This window comes from Enterobacter sp. RHBSTW-00994 (assembly GCF_013782625.1).
Lineage (GTDB): Bacteria > Pseudomonadota > Gammaproteobacteria > Enterobacterales > Enterobacteriaceae > Enterobacter.
This window is the reverse complement of the sequence record NZ_CP056199.1, coordinates 647,387-671,159: the sequence shown is the minus strand read 5'-3', so window position 1 is coordinate 671,159 and position 23,773 is coordinate 647,387. Positions and strand designations below refer to the sequence as shown.

The 23,773-nt window shown below is 51.8% G+C and carries 24 protein-coding genes and 3 tRNA genes; 11 read left to right on the top strand and 16 right to left on the bottom strand.

The window, feature by feature from the left end; all coding sequences use genetic code 11:
* Positions 1-12 precede the first annotated feature (12 nt).
* Both radA and serB read right to left on the bottom strand, forming a co-directional pair.
* A complete protein-coding gene (gene radA / locus HV346_RS03235; RefSeq protein ID WP_181622161.1) occupies positions 13-1,398 on the bottom strand; it encodes a DNA repair protein RadA in 1,386 nt (461 codons plus the stop codon).
* An 11-nt stretch (positions 1,399-1,409) separates the two neighbouring features.
* Positions 1,410-2,378, bottom strand: a complete 969-nt coding sequence (gene serB / locus HV346_RS03230; RefSeq protein ID WP_181622160.1) for a phosphoserine phosphatase — start codon at positions 2,376-2,378, stop codon at positions 1,410-1,412.
* A 117-nt stretch (positions 2,379-2,495) separates the two neighbouring features.
* Between serB and HV346_RS03225 the strand changes: the two genes are divergently transcribed.
* Positions 2,496-3,143, top strand: a complete 648-nt coding sequence (locus tag HV346_RS03225; protein ID WP_181622159.1) for a YtjB family periplasmic protein — start codon at positions 2,496-2,498, stop codon at positions 3,141-3,143.
* Between the two features lie 36 nt (positions 3,144-3,179).
* Positions 3,180-4,199 carry a lipoate--protein ligase LplA gene (gene lplA, locus HV346_RS03220; RefSeq protein ID WP_181622158.1) on the top strand — a complete coding sequence of 340 codons (1,020 nt, stop codon included), beginning with the start codon at positions 3,180-3,182 and terminating at the stop codon, positions 4,197-4,199.
* Between the two features lie 85 nt (positions 4,200-4,284).
* On the opposite strand, the gene deoD is transcribed toward lplA, so the two are convergent.
* From deoD to deoC, 4 genes are read right to left on the bottom strand one after another with little or no spacing between them, the layout of a single operon-like run.
* Positions 4,285-5,004 (bottom strand): purine-nucleoside phosphorylase, encoded by a 720-nt coding sequence (deoD, locus tag HV346_RS03215; RefSeq protein WP_181622157.1) that lies wholly within the window; start codon positions 5,002-5,004, stop codon positions 4,285-4,287.
* A gap of 56 nt (positions 5,005-5,060) precedes the next feature.
* A complete protein-coding gene (deoB, locus tag HV346_RS03210) occupies positions 5,061-6,284 on the bottom strand; it encodes a phosphopentomutase (protein ID WP_181622156.1) in 1,224 nt (407 codons plus the stop codon).
* Between the two features lie 53 nt (positions 6,285-6,337).
* Positions 6,338-7,660 carry a thymidine phosphorylase gene (gene deoA / locus HV346_RS03205; RefSeq protein WP_181622155.1) on the bottom strand — a complete coding sequence of 441 codons (1,323 nt, stop codon included), beginning with the start codon at positions 7,658-7,660 and terminating at the stop codon, positions 6,338-6,340.
* A gap of 56 nt (positions 7,661-7,716) precedes the next feature.
* Complete coding sequence (gene deoC, locus HV346_RS03200) at positions 7,717-8,496, bottom strand: deoxyribose-phosphate aldolase (RefSeq protein WP_220131480.1); 780 nt, start codon at positions 8,494-8,496, stop codon at positions 7,717-7,719.
* Positions 8,497-8,759: 263 nt separating this feature from the next.
* Between deoC and HV346_RS03195 the strand changes: the two genes are divergently transcribed.
* Both HV346_RS03195 and HV346_RS03190 read left to right on the top strand, forming a co-directional pair.
* Entirely contained in the window at positions 8,760-10,307 is a 1,548-nt protein-coding gene (locus HV346_RS03195; protein ID WP_181622154.1) for a YjjI family glycine radical enzyme, read from the top strand.
* Positions 10,282-11,142: a YjjW family glycine radical enzyme activase gene (locus HV346_RS03190; protein ID WP_181622153.1), complete on the top strand. Its 861-nt coding sequence runs from the start codon at positions 10,282-10,284 to the stop codon at positions 11,140-11,142. The genes HV346_RS03195 and HV346_RS03190 overlap by 26 nt, the downstream gene beginning before the upstream one ends.
* Here the strand turns inward: HV346_RS03190 and HV346_RS03185 are convergent.
* The 8 genes from HV346_RS03185 to HV346_RS03150 all read right to left on the bottom strand — a co-directional run bounded on the left by HV346_RS03185 (position 11,137) and on the right by HV346_RS03150 (position 17,465).
* Entirely contained in the window at positions 11,137-11,919 is a 783-nt protein-coding gene (locus HV346_RS03185; protein ID WP_181622152.1) for a TatD family hydrolase, read from the bottom strand. The two genes, HV346_RS03190 and HV346_RS03185, sit on opposite strands and share 6 nt — an antisense overlap.
* Positions 11,916-12,968 carry a patatin family protein gene (locus HV346_RS03180; protein WP_181622151.1) on the bottom strand — a complete coding sequence of 351 codons (1,053 nt, stop codon included), beginning with the start codon at positions 12,966-12,968 and terminating at the stop codon, positions 11,916-11,918. Before HV346_RS03180 ends, HV346_RS03185 begins: the two co-directional genes overlap by 4 nt.
* 129 nt (positions 12,969-13,097) lie before the next feature.
* Positions 13,098-13,259, bottom strand: coding sequence for a DUF1328 family protein (locus HV346_RS03175; RefSeq protein ID WP_002887716.1), 162 nt, complete (start codon positions 13,257-13,259; stop codon positions 13,098-13,100).
* A gap of 81 nt (positions 13,260-13,340) precedes the next feature.
* Entirely contained in the window at positions 13,341-13,958 is a 618-nt protein-coding gene (gene osmY / locus HV346_RS03170; RefSeq protein ID WP_181622150.1) for a molecular chaperone OsmY, read from the bottom strand.
* Between the two features lie 305 nt (positions 13,959-14,263).
* Positions 14,264-15,853, bottom strand: a complete 1,590-nt coding sequence (gene prfC / locus HV346_RS03165) for a peptide chain release factor 3 (RefSeq protein ID WP_181622149.1) — start codon at positions 15,851-15,853, stop codon at positions 14,264-14,266.
* 91 nt (positions 15,854-15,944) lie between these two features.
* Positions 15,945-16,622: a pyrimidine 5'-nucleotidase gene (gene yjjG / locus HV346_RS03160; RefSeq protein WP_181622148.1), complete on the bottom strand. Its 678-nt coding sequence runs from the start codon at positions 16,620-16,622 to the stop codon at positions 15,945-15,947.
* Between the two features lie 17 nt (positions 16,623-16,639).
* Positions 16,640-17,083 (bottom strand): ribosomal protein S18-alanine N-acetyltransferase, encoded by a 444-nt coding sequence (rimI, locus tag HV346_RS03155; protein WP_181622147.1) that lies wholly within the window; start codon positions 17,081-17,083, stop codon positions 16,640-16,642.
* Positions 17,052-17,465 carry a DNA polymerase III subunit psi gene (locus HV346_RS03150; protein ID WP_181622146.1) on the bottom strand — a complete coding sequence of 138 codons (414 nt, stop codon included), beginning with the start codon at positions 17,463-17,465 and terminating at the stop codon, positions 17,052-17,054. Before HV346_RS03150 ends, rimI begins: the two co-directional genes overlap by 32 nt.
* 102 nt (positions 17,466-17,567) lie before the next feature.
* Here HV346_RS03150 and rsmC point away from each other — a divergent pair, with 102 nt between their 5' ends.
* The 4 genes from rsmC (at position 17,568) to HV346_RS03130 (ending at position 19,071) form a co-directional block, all read left to right on the top strand.
* Positions 17,568-18,596, top strand: coding sequence for a 16S rRNA (guanine(1207)-N(2))-methyltransferase RsmC (rsmC, locus tag HV346_RS03145; RefSeq protein ID WP_181622145.1), 1,029 nt, complete (start codon positions 17,568-17,570; stop codon positions 18,594-18,596).
* A 155-nt stretch (positions 18,597-18,751) separates the two neighbouring features.
* Positions 18,752-18,838, top strand: a tRNA-Leu gene (locus HV346_RS03140).
* A gap of 28 nt (positions 18,839-18,866) precedes the next feature.
* A tRNA-Leu gene (locus tag HV346_RS03135) sits at positions 18,867-18,953 on the top strand.
* Positions 18,954-18,984: 31 nt separating this feature from the next.
* Positions 18,985-19,071: transfer RNA gene (locus HV346_RS03130), tRNA-Leu, on the top strand.
* Positions 19,072-19,113: 42 nt separating this feature from the next.
* Here HV346_RS03130 and HV346_RS03125 read toward each other — a convergent pair.
* Entirely contained in the window at positions 19,114-19,344 is a 231-nt protein-coding gene (locus HV346_RS03125) for a DUF1435 domain-containing protein (protein ID WP_181622144.1), read from the bottom strand.
* Positions 19,345-19,598: 254 nt separating this feature from the next.
* Here HV346_RS03125 and HV346_RS03120 point away from each other — a divergent pair, with 254 nt between their 5' ends.
* Positions 19,599-20,663, top strand: a complete 1,065-nt coding sequence (locus HV346_RS03120; protein WP_181622143.1) for a GGDEF domain-containing protein — start codon at positions 19,599-19,601, stop codon at positions 20,661-20,663.
* A gap of 95 nt (positions 20,664-20,758) precedes the next feature.
* Positions 20,759-21,547 carry a siderophore-iron reductase FhuF gene (gene fhuF / locus HV346_RS03115; protein ID WP_181622142.1) on the top strand — a complete coding sequence of 263 codons (789 nt, stop codon included), beginning with the start codon at positions 20,759-20,761 and terminating at the stop codon, positions 21,545-21,547.
* An 83-nt stretch (positions 21,548-21,630) separates the two neighbouring features.
* On the opposite strand, the gene HV346_RS03110 is transcribed toward fhuF, so the two are convergent.
* On the bottom strand, positions 21,631-22,974 hold the full coding sequence (locus tag HV346_RS03110; RefSeq protein ID WP_181622141.1) for a PTS transporter subunit EIIC: 1,344 nt from the start codon (positions 22,972-22,974) through the stop codon (positions 21,631-21,633).
* A 329-nt stretch (positions 22,975-23,303) separates the two neighbouring features.
* Here HV346_RS03110 and HV346_RS03105 point away from each other — a divergent pair, with 329 nt between their 5' ends.
* A complete protein-coding gene (locus tag HV346_RS03105) occupies positions 23,304-23,762 on the top strand; it encodes a YbaK/EbsC family protein (RefSeq protein ID WP_181622140.1) in 459 nt (152 codons plus the stop codon).
* Positions 23,763-23,773 lie beyond the last annotated feature (11 nt).

Here is a 23,773-nt window from a genome sequence, read left to right as displayed (position 1 = left end):
TCGAATACGTAATTATAAGTCGTCAAAGACGTTTAACGCATCCGCGAGTTTCTTCACCCCAAAAACTTGCATGCCTTCCGGAATTTTTTTCGGTACGTTGGCTGCGGGAACAATCGCACGACGGAAGCCATGTTTTGCTGCTTCAGATATACGTTCCTGACCGCTTGGCACAGGACGGATTTCCCCGGCAAGCCCGACTTCACCAAAAACCACCAGATCTTGCGGCAGCGGCCTGTCGCGAAGGCTGGAGACCATCGCCAACAGCAACGCTAAATCCGCACTGGTTTCAGAAACCTTGACGCCGCCAACCACGTTGACGAACACATCCTGATCCGCCATCTGCAATCCGCCATGACGATGTAAAACCGCCAGCAGAATCGCCAGGCGGTTCTGTTCCAGACCCACCGCGACACGACGCGGGTTGCCCATCATTGAGACATCCACCAGCGCCTGGATCTCCACCAGCAACGGGCGCGTCCCTTCCCACAACACCATCACCGAGCTACCGGAGGTGACTTCATCACCGCGACTCAGGAAGATGGCCGAGGGGTTACTGACTTCTCGTAATCCTTGCTCAGTCATAGCAAACACACCCAGTTCATTCACCGCCCCAAAGCGGTTTTTATGGCTGCGCAAGGTGCGGAAACGGGAATCGGCGTCACCGTCGAGCATCACAGAACAGTCGATACAGTGCTCAAGCACTTTCGGGCCTGCCAGAGAGCCGTCTTTGGTGACGTGGCCGACCATGACAATCGCCACGCCACGCGTTTTCGCAAAGCGGGTCAGATAGGCGGCGGTTTCACGCACCTGAGCCACGCTGCCGGGAGAAGACTGTATATCCGCCATGTGCATCACCTGAATGGAGTCGATCACCATCAGTTTCGGCTGCTCTTCTTCCGCAATCATGCAGATCTGCTCGATGCTGGTTTCCGACAGCATGTTCAGGTTACCGGTCGGCAAACCCAGACGGTGGGCACGCATCGCCACCTGCTGCAATGACTCTTCACCCGTGACGTACAGGGTCTTCATCTGCTCAGCGAGTTTGCACAACGTTTGCAGCAGTAAGGTGGATTTCCCCGCACCAGGGTTCCCCCCGATCAGAATCGCACTTCCCGGCACAACGCCGCCGCCCAGTACACGGTCAAATTCGTTGAATCCGGTAGAGAAACGCGGCAGTTCTTCCAGGCTGATGTCAGACAGTTTCTGGACTTTCGAAACTCCTGCATTGCCTGCATAACCACTCAGGCGCTCGTTGCGGGCAACGGTTGGCGAAGCGGCCACACCACGCACTTCGGTGATGGTATTCCAGGCATGGCAGGCGCTGCACTGCCCCTGCCAGCGCGGGTAATCCGCACCACATTCATTACAGACAAATGCGCGTTTTGGAGCTTTCGCCACGTTTTACCTCGTTATTTCTGATTCACGCTGCCCGACAGGATGCAGAACACCCCCATCAGATCGGCATGACGGATTGTCACTTCCGTCTTTTCGTTTACTTTTGGCTTGGCATGATAGGCGATACCAAGACCGGCAATTTTGATCATCGGCAGATCGTTTGCGCCGTCACCAATGGCAACTGTCTGCGCCACCGGGATCTCATATTTTTCGGCCAGACGCGTCAGCGTGTTGGCTTTATACTGCGCATCAACGATATCGCCGATCACGTGGCCGGTCAGTTTGCCATCCATGATCTCAAGCTCATTCGCCACCACAGTGGTCAACCGCAGCTTATCGCGCAGGTAATCCGCAAAGAAGGTGAACCCGCCGGACGCAATTGCCACCTTCCAGCCCAGCGTCTCCAGCTTAAGCACCAGTTGTGTCAGCCCTGGCATCAACGGCAACTCATCGCGTACCTGGCGCAGAATATTGGCATCCGCCCCTTTCAGGGTCGCCACACGTTGCCTCAGACTGGCGGCAAAATCCAGCTCTCCACGCATGGCGCGTTCGGTCACTTCCGCTACCATCTCGCCGCTGCCCGCAAGCTTAGCAATTTCATCAATGCATTCGATCTGAATGGCGGTTGAGTCCATGTCCATCACTAACAGACCCGGCGTTTTCAGGTGCGGAATTTTACCAAGAGGCGCCACATCCAACCCGGCATCATGCGCCAGGCGCGTCGCGCGCTGCGTCAAAGAGCCAGCCAGGCGGATCACCTGGTAATCTTCCACACACCAGGCAGCCACAATCACCATGGCAGCACCCAGTTTGGTTTGATATTGCGTCAGGCGTTGCTTGTCCAGACCGCGTCCGTACAGCAGCCAGCCGCTACGACCCGCATGGTAATCCAGAGGCATTACCTCATCACCACTTAATGAGAGCGGCAATCCTGGCCATAAAGAGACATCTGTAGGCAGATCGCACCAGGTAATGTTCGGCATTGAAGCTCCTGTAAATTCGTTCGCGCCGGAAGGTTCCAGAGGGAAAATAACGCATGAGGCTACCCTGTAACCATCACTTCTGGCAACATTAAGCCGTAAATTTTCAGCAGGTGGAATATGGCTCGCGCAAAACTGAAATTCCGGCTTCATCGTGCCGTGATTGTCCTGATCTGCCTCGCGCTATTGGTAGCGCTTATGCAAGGGACATCCTGGTTTAGCCAGAATCATCAACGACAACGTAATCCGCAGCTTGAAGAGCTGGCGCGGACTCTGGCACGTCAGGTGACCTTGAATGTCGCCCCGGCAATGCGGACTGAAACACCAGATGATAAACGGATAAGCCAGATATTACGCCAGTTAACGGAGAATAGCCGTATCCTGGATGCCGGAGTTTATGACGAAGAAGGTGACCTGATAGCCCGCGCGGGTGAGCACGTCGACGTGCGTGACAGGCTGGCGCTGGATGGCAAAAAAGCCGGGGGCTACTTTAACCAGCAAATCGTCGAACCCATTCAGGGGAAAAATGGTCCGTTGGGGTATCTGCGCCTGACACTCGACACCCATACCCTTCCCACAGAAGCAAAACAGGTGGATAACACCACCAACATTCTCCGCCTGATGCTGCTGCTCTCGCTGGCGATCGGTGTCGTGCTGGCTCGTACATTGTTGCAAGGTAAACGCACACGCTGGCAGCAATCTCCCTTCCTGCTGACTGCCAGCAAGTCCATTCCCGAAGAGGAAGAGGGCGAGAAGAAGGATCAGTGATAAAGTAGGCGGACGATTCGGAAAAGGAAATCTGCCATGACGACAACGTTACGCCTGCTTATCTCTGACTCTTACGATCCCTGGTTTAATCTCGCGGTGGAAGAGTGCATCTTCCGCCAAATGCCAGCCACGCAGCGCGTGCTGTTCCTGTGGCGTAATGCAGATACTGTGGTCATTGGCCGCGCGCAAAACCCGTGGAAAGAGTGCAATACGCGGCGCATGGAAGAGGATAATGTCCGTCTTGCCCGCCGGAGCAGCGGCGGCGGTGCAGTTTTCCACGATCTGGGTAATACCTGCTTCACCTTTATGGCAGGGAAACCGGAGTATGATAAAACCATCTCTACCGCTATTGTGCTCAATGCACTCAACGCTCTTGGCGTCACAGCTGAAGCCTCTGGTCGTAACGATCTGGTGGTCAAAACTGCGGAAGGTGACCGTAAAGTCTCCGGCTCTGCTTATCGAGAAACCAAAGATCGGGGTTTCCATCACGGCACATTATTGCTGAATGCCGATCTCAGCAGGCTGGCGAATTACCTTAACCCCGACAAGAAAAAGCTACAGGCCAAAGGAATAACCTCCGTGCGGGGTCGCGTCGCGAACCTTGTCGAACTGCTGCCGGGCATTACCCACGAACAAATCTGCGATGCCATTCGCGACGCTTTCTTTGAATATTACGGCGAGCACGTAGAAGCGGAAGTGATTTCACCTGATAACACCCCGGATCTGCCTAATTTTGCCGAGACCTTTGCCCGTCAAAGCAGTTGGGAATGGAATTTTGGCCAGGCGCCTGCATTTTCACATCTGCTGGACGAGCGTTTCACCTGGGGTGGCGTTGAGCTGCATTTTGACGTTGAGAAGGGTCATATTACCCGTACACAGGTCTTTACGGATAGCCTGAATCCGGCGCCATTAGAAGCGCTGGCGGCACGTTTGCAGGGATGCTTGTACCGGGCAGATATGCTGCAGCAGGAGTGCGACGCATTGATCGGCGATTTCCCGGAACAGGAAAAAGAGCTACGGGAACTGTCGGCGTGGATTGCTCTGGCTGTTCGCTAACAAAAAAGCCCGCTGGCGCGATGCTTAGCGGGCCTACACAACCGTAGGCCGGGTTAAGCGAAACCGCCACCCGGCACAACCGATCTTACTCTTTATCACCCAGCAGAACGGATTCCAGGGCGATTTTGATCATATCGTTGAAGGTCGTCTGACGTTCAGCAGCCGTCGTTTGCTCGTGAGTACGGATATGGTCAGACACGGTGCAGATGGTCAGCGCTTTTGCACCAAACTCCGCAGCAACACCGTAGATACCTGCGGCTTCCATTTCCACACCCAGGATGCCGTATTTATCCATCACATCAAACATGCTCGGATCTGGCGTATAGAACAGATCGGCAGAGAAGATGTTGCCCACACGTGCATCAACGCCCAGTGCTTTTGCCGCGTCAACCGCGTTACGCACCATGCCAAAATCTGCAATCGCGGCGAAGTCGTGGTCTTTGAAACGCATACGGTTCACTTTGGAATCGGTGCATGCACCCATACCGATAACCACATCACGCAGTTTCACGTCCATACGAACCGCACCGCAAGAGCCTACGCGAATGATTTTCTTCACGCCGAAATCAGTGATCAGCTCTTTGGTGTAGATGGAGCAGGATGGAATACCCATACCGTGACCCATTACGGAGATTTTGCGGCCTTTATAGGTCCCGGTGAAGCCCAGCATGCCGCGAACATTGTTCACTTCACGCACGTCTTCAAGGAAAGTTTCTGCAATGTGCTTCGCACGCAGCGGGTCGCCCGGCATCAAAACTACGTCAGCGAAATCGCCCATTTCTGCATTAATGTGTGGGGTTGCCATCGTTATATCCTTTCAGTTTTAAATGTACGAAGGGCGGGAATCTCCCGCCCAAGTCATCACAGCATATTCTTGCCGTAGTCCATTGGAGACGTGCCGAAGTACGTCGCCAGCGTCTGACCGATATCCGCGAAGGTTTCACGGTGGCCAAGTGAACCTGGTTTTACTTTCGGGCCGTACACCAGAACCGGAATGTGCTCACGGGTATGGTCAGTACCGGTCCAGGTTGGGTCACAACCATGGTCAGCAGTCAGGATCAGAATGTCATCTTCACCCACCAACTCCATCAGCTCAGGCAGACGACGGTCGAACAACTCCAGACCGGCAGCATAACCTGCGACATCACGGCGGTGACCCCAGGAGGAGTCGAAGTCCACGAAGTTAGTGAAGACAATGGTCTTATCACCCGCTTCTTTCATCTCTTTGATGGTGGCATCAAACAGCGCATCCAGACCCGTGGCTTTCACTTTTTTGGTAATACCGCAGTTAGCATAGATATCCGCAATTTTACCTACAGAAACCACGTGCCCGTCTTTCTCATCAACCAGTTTTTGCAGCACTGTTGGGGCTGGCGGCTCAACGGCCAGATCGTGACGGTTGCCGGTACGCTGGAAGTTACCTGCTTTATCGCCAATAAATGGACGCGCAATAACACGACCAATGTTGTAGCCACCTTCAGTCAGCTCTTCACGTGCGATTTCGCACAGCTCGTAAAGTTTATCCAGACCGTAGGTCTCTTCGTGGCAGGCAATCTGGAACACAGAGTCAGCAGAGGTATAGAAAATCGGCTTACCGGTTTTCATATGTTCTTCACCGAGCTGATCCAGAATTACCGTACCGGAAGAGTGACAGTTACCGAGATAGCCCGGCAGATTAGCACGCTTAACCAGCTTATCCAGCAGTTCCTGCGGGAAGCTGTTGTCATGATCAGAGAAGTAACCCCAGTCGAACAGAACTGGAACACCGGCGATTTCCCAGTGACCTGACGGAGTGTCTTTACCGGAGGAGAGCTCATGCGCCCAGGCATATGCGCCCACGACTTCAGCATTGCCCTCCATACCGGCGGCAATTTTACCGGTAGAACCTTCATGCGCTTTCACCAGCCCCAGGCGGGTCAGGTTTGGCAGATTCAGCGGGCCCTTACGGCCGTTGTCCGCTTCGCCTTTAGCACAGGCTTCAGCGATGTGACCCATGGTGTCGGAACCGACGTCACCAAAGCGCTCAGCATCTTCTGTTGCGCCGATGCCGAATGAGTCCAGCACCATAATAAATGCACGTTTCATAATTTTTCTCCGTACGTAGTGCTTCAAAAAATAGTGATCAGATCAGTATACAGCTATTCGGTGATACGACGATAGACGGTTGGTGTGGTTTCCGGTGCGCTGTCGTCAAGTTGAATGGCCGCTTTTACTGCCTTCGCCGCTTCCTGCCAGCTGTTTTCATCTTTTGCGTGGATCACAGCCAGCGGACGTTGCCCATCAACGCTGTCACCAAGGCGCACCATATCGGTAAAGCCAACGCTGTAATCAATGGTGTCAGAGGCCTGACGGCGACCGCCCCCCATCGAGACAACCGCCATGCCTAGCGCACGGGTATCCATTGCAGAAATAAAGCCTTCGGTATCGGCGTAAACCGCTTTGCTCAGCGTCGCAACAGGCAGGTATTTCGCGTAATTCTCAACAAAATCAGCCGGGCCTTTCTGCGCGGCAACCATACGACCAAGGATCTCAGCCGCTTTGCCGTTGTCCAGAACCGCCTGCAGTTTCGCGCGAGCTTCAGTATCGTCTTTAGCCAGCTTGCCAGAGATCAACATCTCTACGCACAGAGCCATCGTGACGTCGAACAGACGCGGGTTACGATATTCGCCCGTCAGGAACTGTACGGCTTCGCGAACTTCAACCGCGTTACCCGCACTGGATGCCAGCACCTGGTTCATGTCAGTGAGCAGGGCGGTAGTGCGCACGCCAGCGCCGTTGGAAACGCCAACGATCGCTTCAGCCAGTGCAGCAGAGAGTTCGTAAGTCGGCATAAATGCACCGCTACCGACCTTCACATCCATCACCAGCGCATCCAGGCCTTCTGCCAGTTTCTTCGCCAGAATAGAGGCCGTAATCAGCGGGATGGAGTCCACCGTCGCGGTAATATCTCGCGTCGCGTAGAAGCGCTTGTCAGCCGGAGCAAGAGAGCTGGTCTGGCCGATAATCGCCACACCAACATCTTTAATAATTTCGCGGAAGCGATTGTCATCCGGGAAGATATCGAAGCCCGGGATAGCTTCCAGCTTATCGAGCGTACCGCCCGTATGGCCCAAACCACGCCCGGAGATCATTGGAATGTAACCGCCGCAGGCTGCCACCATTGGGCCAAGCATCAGCGACGTCACATCACCCACACCGCCTGTAGAGTGTTTGTCGACAATCGGGCCATTAAGATTGAGGCTTTTCCAGTCCAGAACGGTTCCGGAATCCCGCATCGCCATGGTCAGCGATACACGTTCAGGCATCGACATATCGTGGAAGAAAATGGTCATCGCCAGAGCAGCAATCTGCCCTTCAGAGATGGTGTTATCACGAATACCGTTGATAAAGAAGCGGATCTCTTCGTCGCTTAATGCATGACCATCACGTTTTTTACGAATAATTTCTTGTGCGAGAAACACGGTAACCCCCGGGAATCAGGTTAAATGCGGCGGATGAACCCGCCGCAGGAAAAGAATCAGTAGCTGCTTGCGCTCTTGCCGTCGCCGTGACCCAGCGCTTTCAGCAGGCTAGCCAGCAGGCTGGATGCGCCAAAGCGATAGTGACGGGAATCCGCCCAGTCAGCACCAAACAGTTCGTCAGCAATGGCCAGGAATTGCTGCGCGTCTTCGGCTGTACGCACACCACCAGCCGGTTTGAAACCAACGGTTTTAGACACGCCCATATCGCGGATCACTTCCATCATGATACGCGCGCTTTCAGGGGTCGCGTTGACCGGCACTTTACCAGTTGAGGTTTTGATGAAATCTGCGCCCGCGTTGATGGAGATTTCAGACGCTTTACGAATCAACGCTTCTTCTTTCAGCTCGCCGGTTTCGATGATCACTTTCAGCAGCACGTTTGCCGCAGCACACGCCTCTTTGCATGCTTTCACCAGATCGAAACCGATCTGCTCGTTGCCCGCAATCAGCGCGCGGTATGGGAACACGACATCAACGTCGTCAGCACCGTAAGCAATTGCCGCACGGGTTTCCGCCAGCGCAATTTCGATATCGTCGTTACCGTGCGGGAAGTTCGTCACAGTCGCGATACGCACATCTGGCGTGCCCTGCTCGTTCAAAGTCTTACGTGCAATTGGGATGAAGCGCGGGTAGATACAGATGGCTGCAGTGTTACCTACTGGCGTTTTCGCCTGATGGCACAATGCGATGACTTTCTCATTGGTGTCGTCATCGTTCAGGGTGGTCAGATCCATCAGTTTCAACGCACGCAGGCTGCTTGCTGTTAAATCGGTCATAACATTCTCCAACGGCATCGCCGTATAAAATTTCACCTTGCGGGTCTGTGAGTATTCTAACATTCACCCGCATTCACACTTCGACATTCATCACAGTTAATGAAAACTTCGTACAAATTTGCATTACTGTAATGAGATCAACTTCAAATTTTAATTCTGAAACCGCTGGCTAAAGCAGCGATCACCCGCGTCGGATCAAAAGCCACACCGGGATGAATTCCTACAATCGCCGCATCATCCGCAGAACAATAAAGGAAGCGAACATGTCCACCTTCAGACCCGATGCCCTGCAACAACGTTGCCAGCAAATTGTGACAAGCCCGGTACTGACGCCTGAGCAAAAACGTCATTTTTTGGCTCTGGAGGCAGAGAATAATCTCCCCTATCCCGCCTTGCCTCAGGCGGCCAGGGCCGCGCTGGATGAAGGTTTTATCTGCGACATGTTTGAAGGCCATGCGCCGTTCAAACCACGTTATGTTCTGCCGGATTACGCCCGGTTTCTGGCAAACGGTTCAGAATGGCTGGAGCTGGAGGGCGCAAAGGATCTTGATGATGCCCTCTCGCTATTAACCATCCTGTACCATCATGTTCCTTCCGTTACCTCGATGCCGGTGTTCCTGGGACATCTCGATACTCTCCTGCAACCATATGTTAGAATTCTAACACAAGAAGAGATCGATATTCGAATAAAACGTTTCTGGCGTTATCTCGACAGAACACTGCCTGATGCCTTTATGCACGCCAACATCGGCCCAAAGGATACGCCTGTCACACGGGCTATTTTACGCGCCGACGCAGAGTTAAAGCAGGTCGCACCTAATCTCACGTTCATTTATGATCCTGATTTAACACCGGATGACTTGCTGCTTGAAGTGGCCAAAAACATTTGTGAATGCAGCAAACCTCATATTTCTAATGGCCCGATGAATGATAAAATTTTCACAAAAGGCCGTTATGGTGTGGTGAGTTGTTACAACTCCCTACCGCTGGCGGGTGGAGGTAGCACGCTGGTACGCCTCAACCTGAAAACCATTGCTGAGCACAGTGAATCTCTCGATGACTTCTTCACTCATCAGTTGCCGCACTACTGTCAGCAACAAATCGCGATCATTGATGCCCGCTGTGACGTTCTCTATACACAATCAGGTTTCTTTGAGAATAGCTTTCTCGTGAAAGAGGAGCTGATTGATGCCGATCGTTTTGTACCTATGTTCGGTATGTATGGCCTGGCAGAGGCAGTCAACGTCTTGTGTGAGAAAGAGGGACTTGAGGGACGTTACGGTAAAAACGAGCATGCTAATGCCCTCGGCTACCGTATCAGTGCTCAGCTCGCCACTTTTGTCGAAAATACCCCAGTGAAATACGGCTGGAAACAACGTGCCATGCTGCATGCCCAATCCGGGATCAGCTCCGATAGTGGCACAACGCCAGGCGCCCGACTCCCTTACGGTGATGAGCCCGATCCTGTTAGCCATCTGCTGGCCGTCGCGCCACATCACCAGCATTATCACTCGGGCATTAGCGATATCCTGACGCTGGAAGAGACCGTAAAACGGAATCCGCAGGCGGTCGTTCAACTCTGTCTTGGCGCGTTTAACGCTGGCATGCGCGAATTCACCGCCAACGTCGCGGGCAACGATCTGGTACGCGTCACAGGCTATATGGTGCGGCTGTCGGATCTGGAGAAATACCGCGATGCAGGATCACGTATCAATACCACCTGGCTCGGAGAAGAAGCCGCACGCAATACGTGCATTCTGGAGCGTCAACCACGGGTGATTAGTCATGAACAGCAGATGCGCTTTAGTTAGTCAGATTATTCCCTTCTCCTGTGTGGACGGGCCGGGCAGTCGTCTGGCCCTGTTCCTGCAGGGCTGTAACCTGCGCTGTAAAACTTGCCACAATCCGTGGACCATCGGACGCTGCAACGACTGTGGCGACTGTGTGCCCCATTGCCCGCATGGCGCGCTGAATATTCAGGCTGGCCGCGTCTGGTGGCAGGAGAGTGATTGCCACCAGTGCGATACCTGCCTTCACCTTTGTCAGCAGCAGGCAACGCCGATGGCACACACTTTTAATGTGGAGGATATCCTTGCGCAGATCCGCAAAACCGCGCCTTTTATCGAAGGGATTACCGTCAGTGGTGGTGAAGCAACAACCCAACTGCCGTTCCTGATCGCCCTGTTTACGGCGATCAAAACCGATCCAGCCCTGAAGCATTTGACCTGTCTGGTGGACAGCAACGGCTTGTTGGGGGAAACCGGCTGGCAAAAGTTGCTCCCCGTTTTTGACGGTGCAATGCTGGACCTAAAGGCCTGGGGTAACGAGCATCACCGTTTCCTGACCGGACGAGAGAACCCGCTGATTAAGCAAAGTATTCGCTGGCTGGCGCACCATAACCGTCTGACAGAACTGCGGTTACTGGTTATCCCTGAACGGTGTGATTATCTGGAGCACCTGAAGCCACTGACCACGTTTATCCTCTCTCTGGGAGATATTCCTGTACGGATCAACGCGTTTCATGCTCATGGGGTTTACGGCGAAGCGGCATTATGGCGAAGCGCCACACCAGATGATGTTGAGCCACTGGCACTGGCGCTGGAAAAACAGCAGATCACGGTGATCCGCCCTGCACTCTATCTATAGCCTGATACCAAACAGATCACCGGTATTACACAGCAACGCATTGGCAATCACATCAGCCGGTTCATGACGCAATTCACATAATGTGGCAAACACACGTGCCGCCTGCTCCGGGCGATTCGGTTGCCCCTGATAACCATTCAGCGGCATATCTGGTGCATCTGTCTCCAGCAGCAGCGATGCAAGCGGCAGTTGCGCCATGACGTCTCGCGTCTTGCTGGCACGCGGATAGGTAATCGTTCCGCCTACGCCAATTTTATAACCCATTGCAATAAAGCGCTGCGCCTGCTGCAGACTGCCCGAGAAACCATGCACGACACCTGTGCGCGGCAGGTTATGGCGTTTCAGGTGCATGGCCAGCCTATCGTGGGTACGTCGGGAGTGGAGGATCACGGGCAAATCATAACGCTTTGCCAGCCTGAGTTGCGCATTCAGGATCGTTTCCTGACGTTCAATGTGCGGATTGTCGCGGTAAAGATCCAGGCCGATCTCGCCAATCGCAACACACTTCTTGTCAGGCGTTTGCAAAAACGTTTCCAGCCTGTCGATGTGTTCGTCGAGATGCCGTTCTATAACGATCGGATGCAGACCAAGCGCGGCATACAGCGCACTATGCCGCCCGGCAAGATCTCTCACGCGCTCAAAATGAGCGGCTTCGATAGACGGTACGATAATCGCCTGCACGCCCGCATTTGCAGCTCGCTCAATGCTTTGCTCTTCATTGCCTGTGAAAGGCGGAAAGTCAAAATGGCAATGGGTGTCGACAAAGCGGTAAGTCACACCAGATCCTCGTTATCAAAATGGGTGTCGTTGGCCTGTGGAATATCAACCAACGGCGTCGTCAGTACATCATTCGCCGTAACCGCTGGCGGGGTAATAATGCGTTGATGTCGCCGAATTGGCGGACGTTCAGCCAGTAGTTTACCTACCGTTGCCAGAAAATATCGTCCGCACAGCCGTCCTGTTTTATAGTCATCGCGAAGCGCAGGTAAACGGCTCCCCAGCGCCATGCTGAGAAGTGGTTTTGGCGGATAGATCTCTAAAATGCGCAGCTTGCCTGGTGGTTTTTCAATGAAACGCTGCATCTCACCGTAGCTGGATTCATGGCGCTTAGCGATATCAACAAGCGGTTGCAAACTGCTGTCACCCAGCCAGCGTTCCATACGTTTAAACCACTGCGGGGTATAATACATCTGCGATGGCACGGTGCGGATCACCACAATCGTTTTTGCTCCCCGGCGAGCGGCTTCCTGCACAGGAACTGCGTCGCTAATACCGCCATCAAGGTAGCTCACTCCGTCAAGAAGTGCCCCTGTGCGGTAGAACCCTGGGATCGCACTGGACGCGCGAATAATATCGAGCCAGTTCTCTTTCTGCGGCGAAAAATAGCCTGGCGTATAATCATCACCCCGGCTGGCGCACATCCAGAATGCTTTTCCGGTATCAAACAGACGCGATGCCGTGTCCATCGCCAGCGGCATCTGGCTCGAAGTTGAATCTAACAACCAGTCCAGATCGATAAGGTTCCCGCCACGCACAAACCTGACAGGATTGAAAAACTCCTTCGAGGTGGTATAGCGCATGATCACTTTGCGGGCATAGCCTGGCTGGTTACAGACATAAGCAGAAAGATTTTGCGCCCCTGCCGACGTACCAAAAAACAGGTCGAACGGGTTGAACTCCGCGCGCATGAACTCGTCCAGCACACCGGCGGTGAAGATACCTCTCTGCCCGCCGCCCTCACACACCAGTGCAAGCTGGCCTGGACGAAAAGGCTTTAACGCCAGCGGCGTAATATTGCCGAGCGTAACGGGAATTCGTTGTCCCACCACTGCCTTCCTGTTTTATTTGTTCTGTGAATAGACAGTAACGTACACCTTACGCAAAGCCCAAACCAGAAAAAGCCAGTCACAAGGACTGGCTTTGTTGTCGATTTGTTGATGTCAGCTAACGCTTTGCTAAGGACGGCGACGTCCGGTAAACAGGCTGACCAGGAACAGGATAATACCGACGACGAAGACAATTTTCGCCGCACCCGCTGCTGTACCTGCCAGACCACCAAAGCCCAGAGCGGCGGCAATTAACGCGATAACCAGAAATATAATGCCCCAACGAAACATAAGCCTCTCCTTACCATAGTTAATGTCGACCGCTTAATGTGAGCGCCCAGATGCTCACTTGCGTGATTCCAGATGTCGTTCTTATTTCGCTTTCAGATCGTTTTTGACGCTCTTCACACCATCAACGGCTTTGGCGATAGCTTCAGCACGCTCAATCTGCGCCTGAGAATCAACCGTACCGGAAAGCTGGACCACACCATCCGTGGTTTCTACTTTCACCTTCCGTGATGGCACGGTGTCATCTGCTAATAGTTTAGCTTTGATTTCACTGGTGGTTGCGGCGTCGCCTGCATAGCCTTTCACTGACGCGTCTTTTGCGTCGCGCACATGCAGCTTGTCGCTTACTGAAGTGACACCCTCAACGCCTTTCGCCACGCTGACCGCTTGTTCGGCCTGAGCCTGGCTTTCAACAAAACCGCTCAGAGTGACAACTTTCTTGTCGGTTTTAACGGAAATATCGGTGCTCTTGATGTTTTGATCATCCACCAGAGCCGCTTTCACTTTTGCTGTGATAGAGCTGTCATCCATGAAATTACCGACTTTATTCATAGAGCTATCGATTTTTTCCCCTGCGCTATTGGCTGTAGACTGGGCCTTGTCCATTGTGCTGCTTTCCGCCAAAGCGGAACCGCTCACCAGAACGCTCCCTAAAGTCACTGCCAGCAGAGTTTTTGAAATCTTCAGTCTTGTCATATTCATCGATGTTGTTCCTGTAGTTTGCCCATGATTTGGGCGTCAAACATCCTTTCAGACTAGTTATTAATCTTGTATCTAATTACAGCGTCAGAATTAAAGGTTGATCATGCATTACTGAACAGCCATTTCATCCACGTAAGATGCTAAACGCTGTGTTAAATATAGATCACAATCACAGCACCGCATTCAGAATGGGTTAAAAAACAAGCAAACAACAGAAAAGTCGGGCGATTTAAGAACATTCCGCAAGGGATTAATAAGGCAGGAAATTACAAAGAGCACGGCGATTGCCGTGCTCTGAAAGGGGATTAGTGTTCGCGGGTTTTACGGAACTGGACGTCAGGATAACGTTCCTGAGTCAAATTCAGGTTTACCATTGTTGGAGCGATATAGGTCAGGTTATCACCACCATCCAGTGCCAACTGGATTTCGTTCTTACGCTTAAATTCTTCGAATTTCTTGACGTCCGAACATTCAACCCAACGCGCAGTGGCAACGTTCACCGATTCGTAAATCGCTTCAACGTTGTATTCACTCTTAAGACGCGCAACCACCACATCAAACTGCAGTACCCCCACAGCACCGACGATGAGATCATTGTTCGCTATCGGGCGGAACACCTGCACCGCACCTTCTTCAGAAAGCTGAACCAGGCCCTTCAGGAGCTGTTTCTGCTTCAACGGATCGCGCAGGCGAATGCGGCGGAAGAGTTCTGGAGCAAAGTTCGGAATACCGGTGAACTTCATCATCTCGCCCTGGGTGAAAGTATCACCGATCTGGATCGTACCGTGGTTGTGCAGGCCAATGATATCGCCCGGATAAGCTTCCTCAACATGCGAACGGTCGCCTGCCATAAAGGTCAGCGCATCGGAAATCACAACATCTTTACCGGTGCGTACCTGACGCAGCTTCATCCCTTTTTCATACTTACCGGATACGACACGCATAAATGCCACACGGTCACGGTGTTTCGGGTCCATGTTCGCCTGGATTTTGAAGACAAAACCGGTGAACTTTTCTTCCTGTGCTTCCACTTCACGCGCGTCGGTTTTACGCGGCATCGGACGCGGGGCCCACTCAATCAAGCCGTCAAGCATATGGTCGACACCAAAGTTACCCAACGCAGTACCAAAGAACACAGGTGTGATTTCGCCGGCCAGGAACAGATCTTTGTCAAACTCGTGGGATGCCCCTTTCACCAGTTCCAGCTCGTCGCGCAGTTGCGCGGCCAACTCTTCACCCACCGCCTTGTCCAGATCCGGGTTATCCAGACCTTTAACAATGCGCACTTCCTGAATGGTGTGGCCCTGACCCGTCTGATACAGATAGGTTTCGTCTTTATAGAGGTGATAAACGCCCTTGAACAGCTTACCGCAGCCAATCGGCCAGGTAATCGGCGCACAGGCGATTTTCAGTTCACTTTCAACTTCATCCATCACTTCCATCGGATCACGGATGTCACGGTCAAGTTTGTTCATAAAGGTCAGAATCGGCGTATCACGCAGACGGGTAACTTCCATCAGCTTACGGGTACGATCTTCTACACCTTTCGCGGCATCGATCACCATCAGACAGCAGTCCACCGCCGTAAGAGTACGGTAGGTATCTTCGGAGAAGTCTTCATGGCCTGGGGTATCCAGCAGGTTTACCAGGCAGTCGTGATACGGGAATTGCATTACGGACGTGGTGATCGAAATACCACGCTGCTTTTCCATCTCCATCCAGTCAGATTTCGCATGCTGGCTGGAGCCACGGCCTTTAACCGTTCCCGCCGTTTGAATCGCCTGTCCGAACAGCAATACCTTTTCGGTAATGGTCGTTTTACCGGCATCCGGGTGAGAAATAATGGCAAAAGTACGGCGTTTCGCCACCTCTTGCAGATAAGGAGACAACGTCATAATTAAATCTTCTTATATAAGCGCGGCAGCAGGCCACGCATCATGGAATACGAAATTGCGGCTATTTTACCCATCAATAGGGGGCAGGCAATCATTGTTTACACAGGAGTTGCTCCAGTTCGTTCAATGATGAGACGGTCCAGGTTGGTTTAATACCATCTGGCAATACGCGGTTGTGTGCATTTAGCCACACTGTCGCTAACCCTGAATTATTCCCGCCAAGGATATCCGACTCCGCTGTATCCCCCACCATCAGCACACGCTCACGATCAGGATGACCCGCTTGTTCCAGTGCATAATCAAAAATACGCGGATCGGGTTTTGGTACACCCACTTGTTCAGAAATCACCAGTGCATCAAAGTGGTCACGCAGTCCTGTTCGCTCAAGGCGGATCTGTTGTAATGCAGTAAACCCATTGGTGATGATCCCAAGCTTCGCTTTACCTTTTAACGATGCCAGCAGGGAAACGGCGCCCGGTAACGGGGCGCAAATCTCAGCCATCGCATTAAGAAATGCGTCATTCAGCGCACCCGGCGTCACGTTCAGACGTTCAGCCCAGCTTTCAAAACGCTGATGTTGCAGTTGTAACGCGGTGATAGCCCCATTCTGGTAATCGACCCACAGTGGCTTATTCACCGCCTGATAGTCCTGAAAATCCTCAGCGGTAAAGGTAATGCTATAGTCCAGAAACATCCGCTGTAGACCGCCAAACGAATCAAACGTAAACAGCGTTTCGTCAGCGTCAAAGAAAATCCAGTCCCAGTTCATCGTTACAACCTTTTTCGTTATCCAATCGGTAAGGCCATGATAATGGCATCTTCGCGACCTTCCGCTGTAGGGTAGTAATTTCGGCGAATCGTTGCCTCGTTAAAGCCTAAGCTTTCATAGAGTGCGATGGCAGCAACGTTAGATGCCCGAACCTCCAGCCACAGCGTAAACACATCACGTGTTTCCAGCTCACGAATTAAAAACTCCAGCAGTTCCCGACCCAGCCCACGGCGCTGAAACGCAGGATCGACAGCGATATTAAACAGCGTCGCTTCATCGAGAACGACCTGAGTAATGGCGAAAGCCGCCATTGTGTTATCGACATCCAACCGATAGTTCAGATAACGCTCGCCTTGATTACTGGCAAACGTTTTTTCGCTCCATGGAAAGGAATGGGCGCGCTTTTCAATAGCGAATGCCTGCGTTAAATCAGACGGTTTGAGGGAAGAAATTGTGTTCATATTCGCAGATTTGTTGCCACAGCGCGCGTCGCGCTACAGGGTTTTCCTTCAGTTCGTCAAGCGCCGGGGACACCAGGCGGCCACCTTCTAGCGCGATCGCTTCCGTTCCTCCAAGCCGCCAGCTATTACAGCGACTCCCATGTGGCAACATCGCCACGCGATCCGGAGTCAACAACACGACCTGATCAGGGGTAAGTGCCAGCGCGCGTAATACATCGCTGATCACTACTTCTCCGGGTGCTGGCGGTTCATCAGCCACTATCACCAGGCGAACATGTTCAGGAAGGGAAATGGCAATTTCACCCTGCAGTGCCGTCGGGCGGCGCAGGGCCCACTGAGTGATCCCCAGTTGCTGCAACTGCCACTCTCGTCGGGATGTCATAGTGAAAACTCCTGTCTGTCAGGCGCGCAAATATACCAAACCTGTCGTATCTGCGCCATCAAACTACTATAATCGCCGCCAGTGTTTATCGAGGAACAATTCATGTCTGCATTTACCCCGGCAAGTGAAGTCTTGCTGCGTCACAGTGATGATTTCGAACAAAGCCGTATTTTTTTTGCCGGAGATATGCAGGACGACCTGCCTGCCCGTTTCGAATGCGCTGAGAGCCGCGCACATACTCAACAGTTACACCACTGGCAGCTTTTAAGCCGCCAGATGGGCGAACGTGTTCGCTTTAGTCTGGTCGCTGAACAACACGATGTGGCAGATTGTGACACACTGATCTACTACTGGCCTAAGAACAAACCTGAGGCTCAGTTCCAGTTGATGAACCTGCTCTCTTTGCTGCCGGTTGGTTGCGATATCTTCGTTGTCGGTGAAAATCGCAGCGGCGTTCGCAGTGCCGAACAAATTCTGGCCGAATACTGCACACTGAACAAAATCGACAGTGCCCGTCGCTGTGGCCTGTATCATGGCCGTCTGGAAAAACAGACGACATTTGATGCGGAAAAATATTGGGGTGAGTACCAGCTTGATGGCCTAACCATTAAAACCCTCCCGGGCGTCTTTAGCCGTGATGGTCTGGATGTTGGGAGTCAGTTGTTGCTCTCTACACTGACTCCGCATACCAAAGGTAAAGTGCTGGACGTTGGTTGTGGTGCGGGGGTACTTTCCGTTGTCCTCGCCAGCCATTCGCCCAAAGTACGTTTATCACTGTGCGATGTAAGCGCACCGGCCGTTGAAGCCAGCCGTGCAACGCTGGCCGCAAACGGCATTGAAGGTGATGTCTATGCCAGCAATGTCTTCTCCGACATTACCGGTCGATTTGACATGATCATCTCTAATCCACCGTTCCATGATGGGATGGAAACCAGCCTTGAAGCAGCACAAACACTGATTCGTGGCGCGGTGCGTCATCTGAATAGCGGTGGTGAGCTGCGTATCGTTGCCAACGCCTTCCTCCCGTATCCGAAGATCCTGGACGAAACTTTTGGCTTCCATGAAGTGATTGCGCAGACGGGCCGCTTTAAAGTCTATCGCACCGTGATGACGCGTCAGGCGAAAAAATAATCCTCCTTGCCCGGCAGCAACTCTGCTTGCCGGGTAACTTAAATGTCCATTTTTGCATCAATCAAAACACCCTACACAATTTTCTGTTGACGAAAAGCTGAAAACATCTAGAATGCGCCTCCGTGGTTACGATACTTTTACAGTATCGATGGTATGCGATGGTGGCGGAATTGGTAGACGCGCTAGCTTCAGGTGTTAGTGTCCTTACGGACGTGGGGGTTCAAGTCCCCCCCCTCGCACCAAAAACCATGTTGATATTGCTCGCACTGGGCGAAGGTGGCGGAATTGGTAGACGCGCTAGCTTCAGGTGTTAGTGTTCTTACGGACGTGGGGGTTCAAGTCCCCCCCCTCGCACCAACGAGGCGATATCAAAAAATAAGATGACTGTGCGAAGGTGGCGGAATTGGTAGACGCGCTAGCTTCAGGTGTTAGTGTTCTTACGGACGTGGGGGTTCAAGTCCCCCCCCTCGCACCAATTATCTTATTTCTCTTCTGATGTTCACCCAGATATTTTCTATCATTTCAAACTCATCATTATCACCAACATGCCACTGATTAGTGCAACGCATGACGGCAATAGTACGAAATGCCTCAATTGCTTGTGCCAAATCATTGCAGACGTAATCAGCAATCCAGACACAATAATCACTTTCCAGATGGTGATGGAAAGATCGGCATACATCAGCCCTCCGATGATCATCCCAGGCAGCAACACACCCCAACCACTTCCCAGCGCCCTGCTCAACATGGTTTACCCTCTGGATACGATAATAATAACCAATATCATATGATAACAATTATCATTTGTCAGCATCCATAATCAGAATTCATCGACCTTTACCTTTCCTATAATGACAGGAAATGCCTAAGGTGATAAATTGCTCACCTGTTAACTACCTATAATGTTTCGCAGATAATAACAATACGATTTTTTTGCACTCACTATTTTCCAGTAGCACCTATTTGTTTGTTTTAATTAAATTTTAATAAAAACGCACTAATATGACATCACAATCCTGGCGGTCTTTGCTCAACAAGAAATATCAGTTATCTTTACGTTTGTTTTTATTTCTGAACGCTGCCTCGGCAATGTTCTCGGTAACAAACCCGCTCTATTCGGTGCGCTTGCTCTCTGTGCCCCTGTTTGTGATTTTCACACTGAGCGCAGGTTTACTGTTTTGGCACTGGAAATACGCATCTAAAAAAATCAATATTCCTGTTGTTTCAACACTCTTTGGTTTTTTATGGGCCTGGCAAATCGCCTATAAATTTTCGCTTATTACGCACAATCATGCGACCTATTTGATGTTGGCACTATTAAGTGTTCTTTTTATAGGATCGCTGGCTTTCGCAAGTAACATCAAAGCGTTTACCCTGCATTCATTGCCAACGTTTATTACCTGCCTGTGGTTAAGTAACCACGAAGAGTGGCTGCGAATGACATACTCTCTCGCGTTACCAATGGTGGCTATTGGCATTCATCATGTCCTACAGCGTCGCAACGATCATTTCGCTCAGCAGTTGCTATATCAACTGCTTGAAGAACGGGAAACACTCACCGATCTCAGCATGATGGATCCTCTTACGGGTCTGTATAATCGACGTGGCTTGCAAAGCCGTTTAAAGAATCTTCCGGCTCCGGACACCGGGGAACATTTTGTTCTCTTGCTGGATATCGACCACTTTAAAGCCTACAACGACCACTACGGTCATATGATGGGCGATCAAGCCCTGATACGCGTCTCTGCCGCGATCCGTGATGCGGTGCGTTCACGAGATATCGTCGCCCGCTTTGGCGGGGAAGAGTTTATGGTACTTCTGACCAACATTTCCCTCGAAAATGCACGCCAAACAGCCGAACGCATTCGTCAGAAAGTGTACGATCTGAAAATCCCGCATATGTTCAACGAAAGTGTCGCCACCAATGTCACTATCAGCATTGGTATCGCTATTTTTGAAGGAGAAGATGTGGAGATTGCTCTGGAAAAAGCCGATAAAGCCCTCTACGAAGCTAAACATATGGGGCGCAACAATATTCTGTTGAGCGAAGAGCTGGAAACCATTTAGCAAGCACTTTGCCCTCCAGGACAAAAGACTTGCGATCGCCATGCGCTATAGCTAGGATTGGCAATCATTATCATTTAGATTTCCATCCAATTACTATGGCCACTCGTACCGCACAAGCCGTTGACCCAATACTCTGGCGAGCCCGTCTCTCCACCGGGGAAAATACACTTGCAGACGCGATACGTAGCACCATTGCCAGCACTCGCGCCCATCTGCTGGATTTTATCAAGCTGGATGAGCCACACCCACATCAGGCCATGACGCTGACGCAGTGGCGTCAACCAGCGGAACGGCAGTCCTTGCTGGCCGTGTATTCTGACCATATCTATCGCAATCAACCGACTCTGCCACGGGAAAACAAACCGTTGCTGTCTCTTTGGGCACAGTGGTATATCGGCCTGATGGTTCCCCCAATCATGGTTGCACTGTTAACCCAGGATGCCATGCTGGATCTCTCACCTGAGTATTTTCATGTCGAGTTTCATGAAACCGGGCGAGCAGCCTGTTTCTGGATCGACGTTAATGAGGACCGGCTTGCCCCTTCGTTGTCCGCTCAGGAACGTATGGAGCAGTTAGTCACCCGCACACTCATCCCGGTTATCGATGCGCTGGAAGAGACGGGAGAGATCAACGGGAAACTCATCTGGAGTAATACCGGGTATTTAATTCACTGGTATTTAACGGAAATGAAACCCTTGCTAGGTGATGAGAAGGTTGATGCATTGCGTCAGTTCTGCTTTTTTACAAAGCAGCTTTCGGATGGCCGTGATAATCCACTTTTCCGCACCGTTGTACCGCGTGATGGGCTTCTGGTTCGCCGCACCTGCTGCCAGCGTTATCGCCTTCCTGATGTACAGCAGTGTGGCGACTGTACACTGAAGTAATCACAGGCGGCCAGATACCCTCTCCGTCAGGAGAGGGTAAAAACACAAAAGACGGCAACCTGGAGTTGCCGTTTTGCGTTTGTCTATGCGACTTGCTGGCTCTCTTCTTCTGCACGTTGCGCCTCTTCTGCTTCCTGCGCTAACAGCTGCTTCTCATACACTTTAAAGAATGGGTAGTAGATGATAGCGGAGACCAGCGCCAACAGCACCACCAGTACGGCTGCGCGGAAATCCCACCCAAGCGCCCATGCAGCGCCGACAGGTGCAGGAGCCGTCCAGGGGACAACAGAGATCACACGTCCAATCAGATCCAGCTTCATGGCAGCCCACGCCAGCACAGCGTTGACCATAGGAGCCAACAGGAATGGGATAAAGAATACGGGGTTCATGACGATCGGCGTGCCAAAAATCACCGGTTCGTTAATATTAAAGATGCTCGGTACAACGCTCAGACGCCCAATCGAACGTAAGTGCGCGGAGCGGCTACGCAAATAGCAGAACACCAACCCCATCGTTGCACCCGATCCCCCAATCACAATAAAGAATGTCCAGAACGCTTCCATAAAGATATGTGGAAGCGGCGCGCTTTGTGCCAGCGCTGTCTGGTTCATCCCAAGATTGGTCAGCCAGAACATCTGCAGCATCCCGGAAACAATCGCCGCGCCATGGATCCCCGCAAACCAAAGCAAGTGACCAATCAACACCGCCAGCAGAATCGCCGGTAAAGAGTCAGCGGCAGAGACCAGCGGTTTAAAGATAGACATAATGGCCTGTGGGATCAGCATATCAAACTGAGACTGGATCAGCAGGCTCAGAGGATACAGCGTCAGCACAACCACAAGCACAGGAATCAACAAATCAAAGGAGTTCTTGATCATCGGCGGAACCTGTTCAGGCAGGCGAATACCGATGTTATGTGCTTTCAGGAAACGCATCATCTCAACACAGTAGATTGCCACCAAAATCGCGGTAAAGATCCCTGTGCCGCCCAGGCTGTCTACCGGCAATGTACCTTTAGTTTTTGGTGCAGCCACCAGCAGAAACGCCATCAGCGACAACATTGCACACATAAAAGGGTCTAGCTGGTGCGACTTAACGTAGTGTTTGCCAAGGTTATAGGCTATCGCCGCACAGATGTAGATGGACATGACGCCCATTGTCATATCAAAAGGCGTCAGAATTTGGCCTTCAAATTGCTTCGCCATATCCAGCCAGGCACGGGCAAACCCCCAGGTCGTATCTGGAGAAAATGGAGGGTAAGCAAACACTAACAAGAACGAACCCACAATCATAAACGGCATTGCGGAAATAAATCCGTCACGAATGGCCATAACATGACGTTGTGAGGAGATCCGCCCGGCAATCGGGCTTACGTAATTCTCAACAAAGCGGAATATCAGATTAAACGCAGCATGGTTGGCAGACATAGCAGATCTCCTGTCAGACGTTTGTATCGGGCGTATTCACGCCACACGTTGTTCCATAAATCAGCTTCACAACCTTGCTGGCTCTTGTACCAGCGGTACAGCTCAAACGGAATGGTTTCATAATTTGCTCTTATTATTGGATACAGGGGAAGTTACAGCATCAGTATTAATCTCCCTTTCACGCTTCTGCAACCGGTTACTGTAACCGGTTTCTGTGAATGTGAAGGCGATCCAGAAATCGGCCATATGGGATATTTGTTACTTAAGAGATATTTACAGAGCATAATTTCTTATGACAGATTACGCAGGATATTTGTCAGGAGGAAACAATGAGTTTGCAGTCTGTACAGCAATTTTTTGCCGACAACGCTCCGGATATTGAGGTGATAGAGCTCAATCAAAGCACAGCCACTGTTGCTCTGGCCGCTGCCGCTCACCGCGTTGAACCAGGTCAAATAGCCAAGACGTTATCGCTAAAAGTTAAAAATGAAGTGATTCTGGTTGTCGCAAAAGGGGACGCTCGTCTGGATAACAAAAAATTGAAAGACACGTTTGGCGCGAAGGCGCGCATGCTCAGTAGCGATGAAGTGGTCATCGTGACCGGACATCCGGTTGGAGGAGTATGCCCTTTCGGACTGGAAAATCCGCTGGCAGTGTACTGTGATATATCGTTAAAACAGTATTCAGAAGTGTTACCTGCCGGTGGCGGGATACACAGTGCAGTGCGTATTTCGCCGGAAAGAATGGCCGAACTGACATCAGCGAAATGGGTGGATGTCTGCATTTAGCCACGACGCCA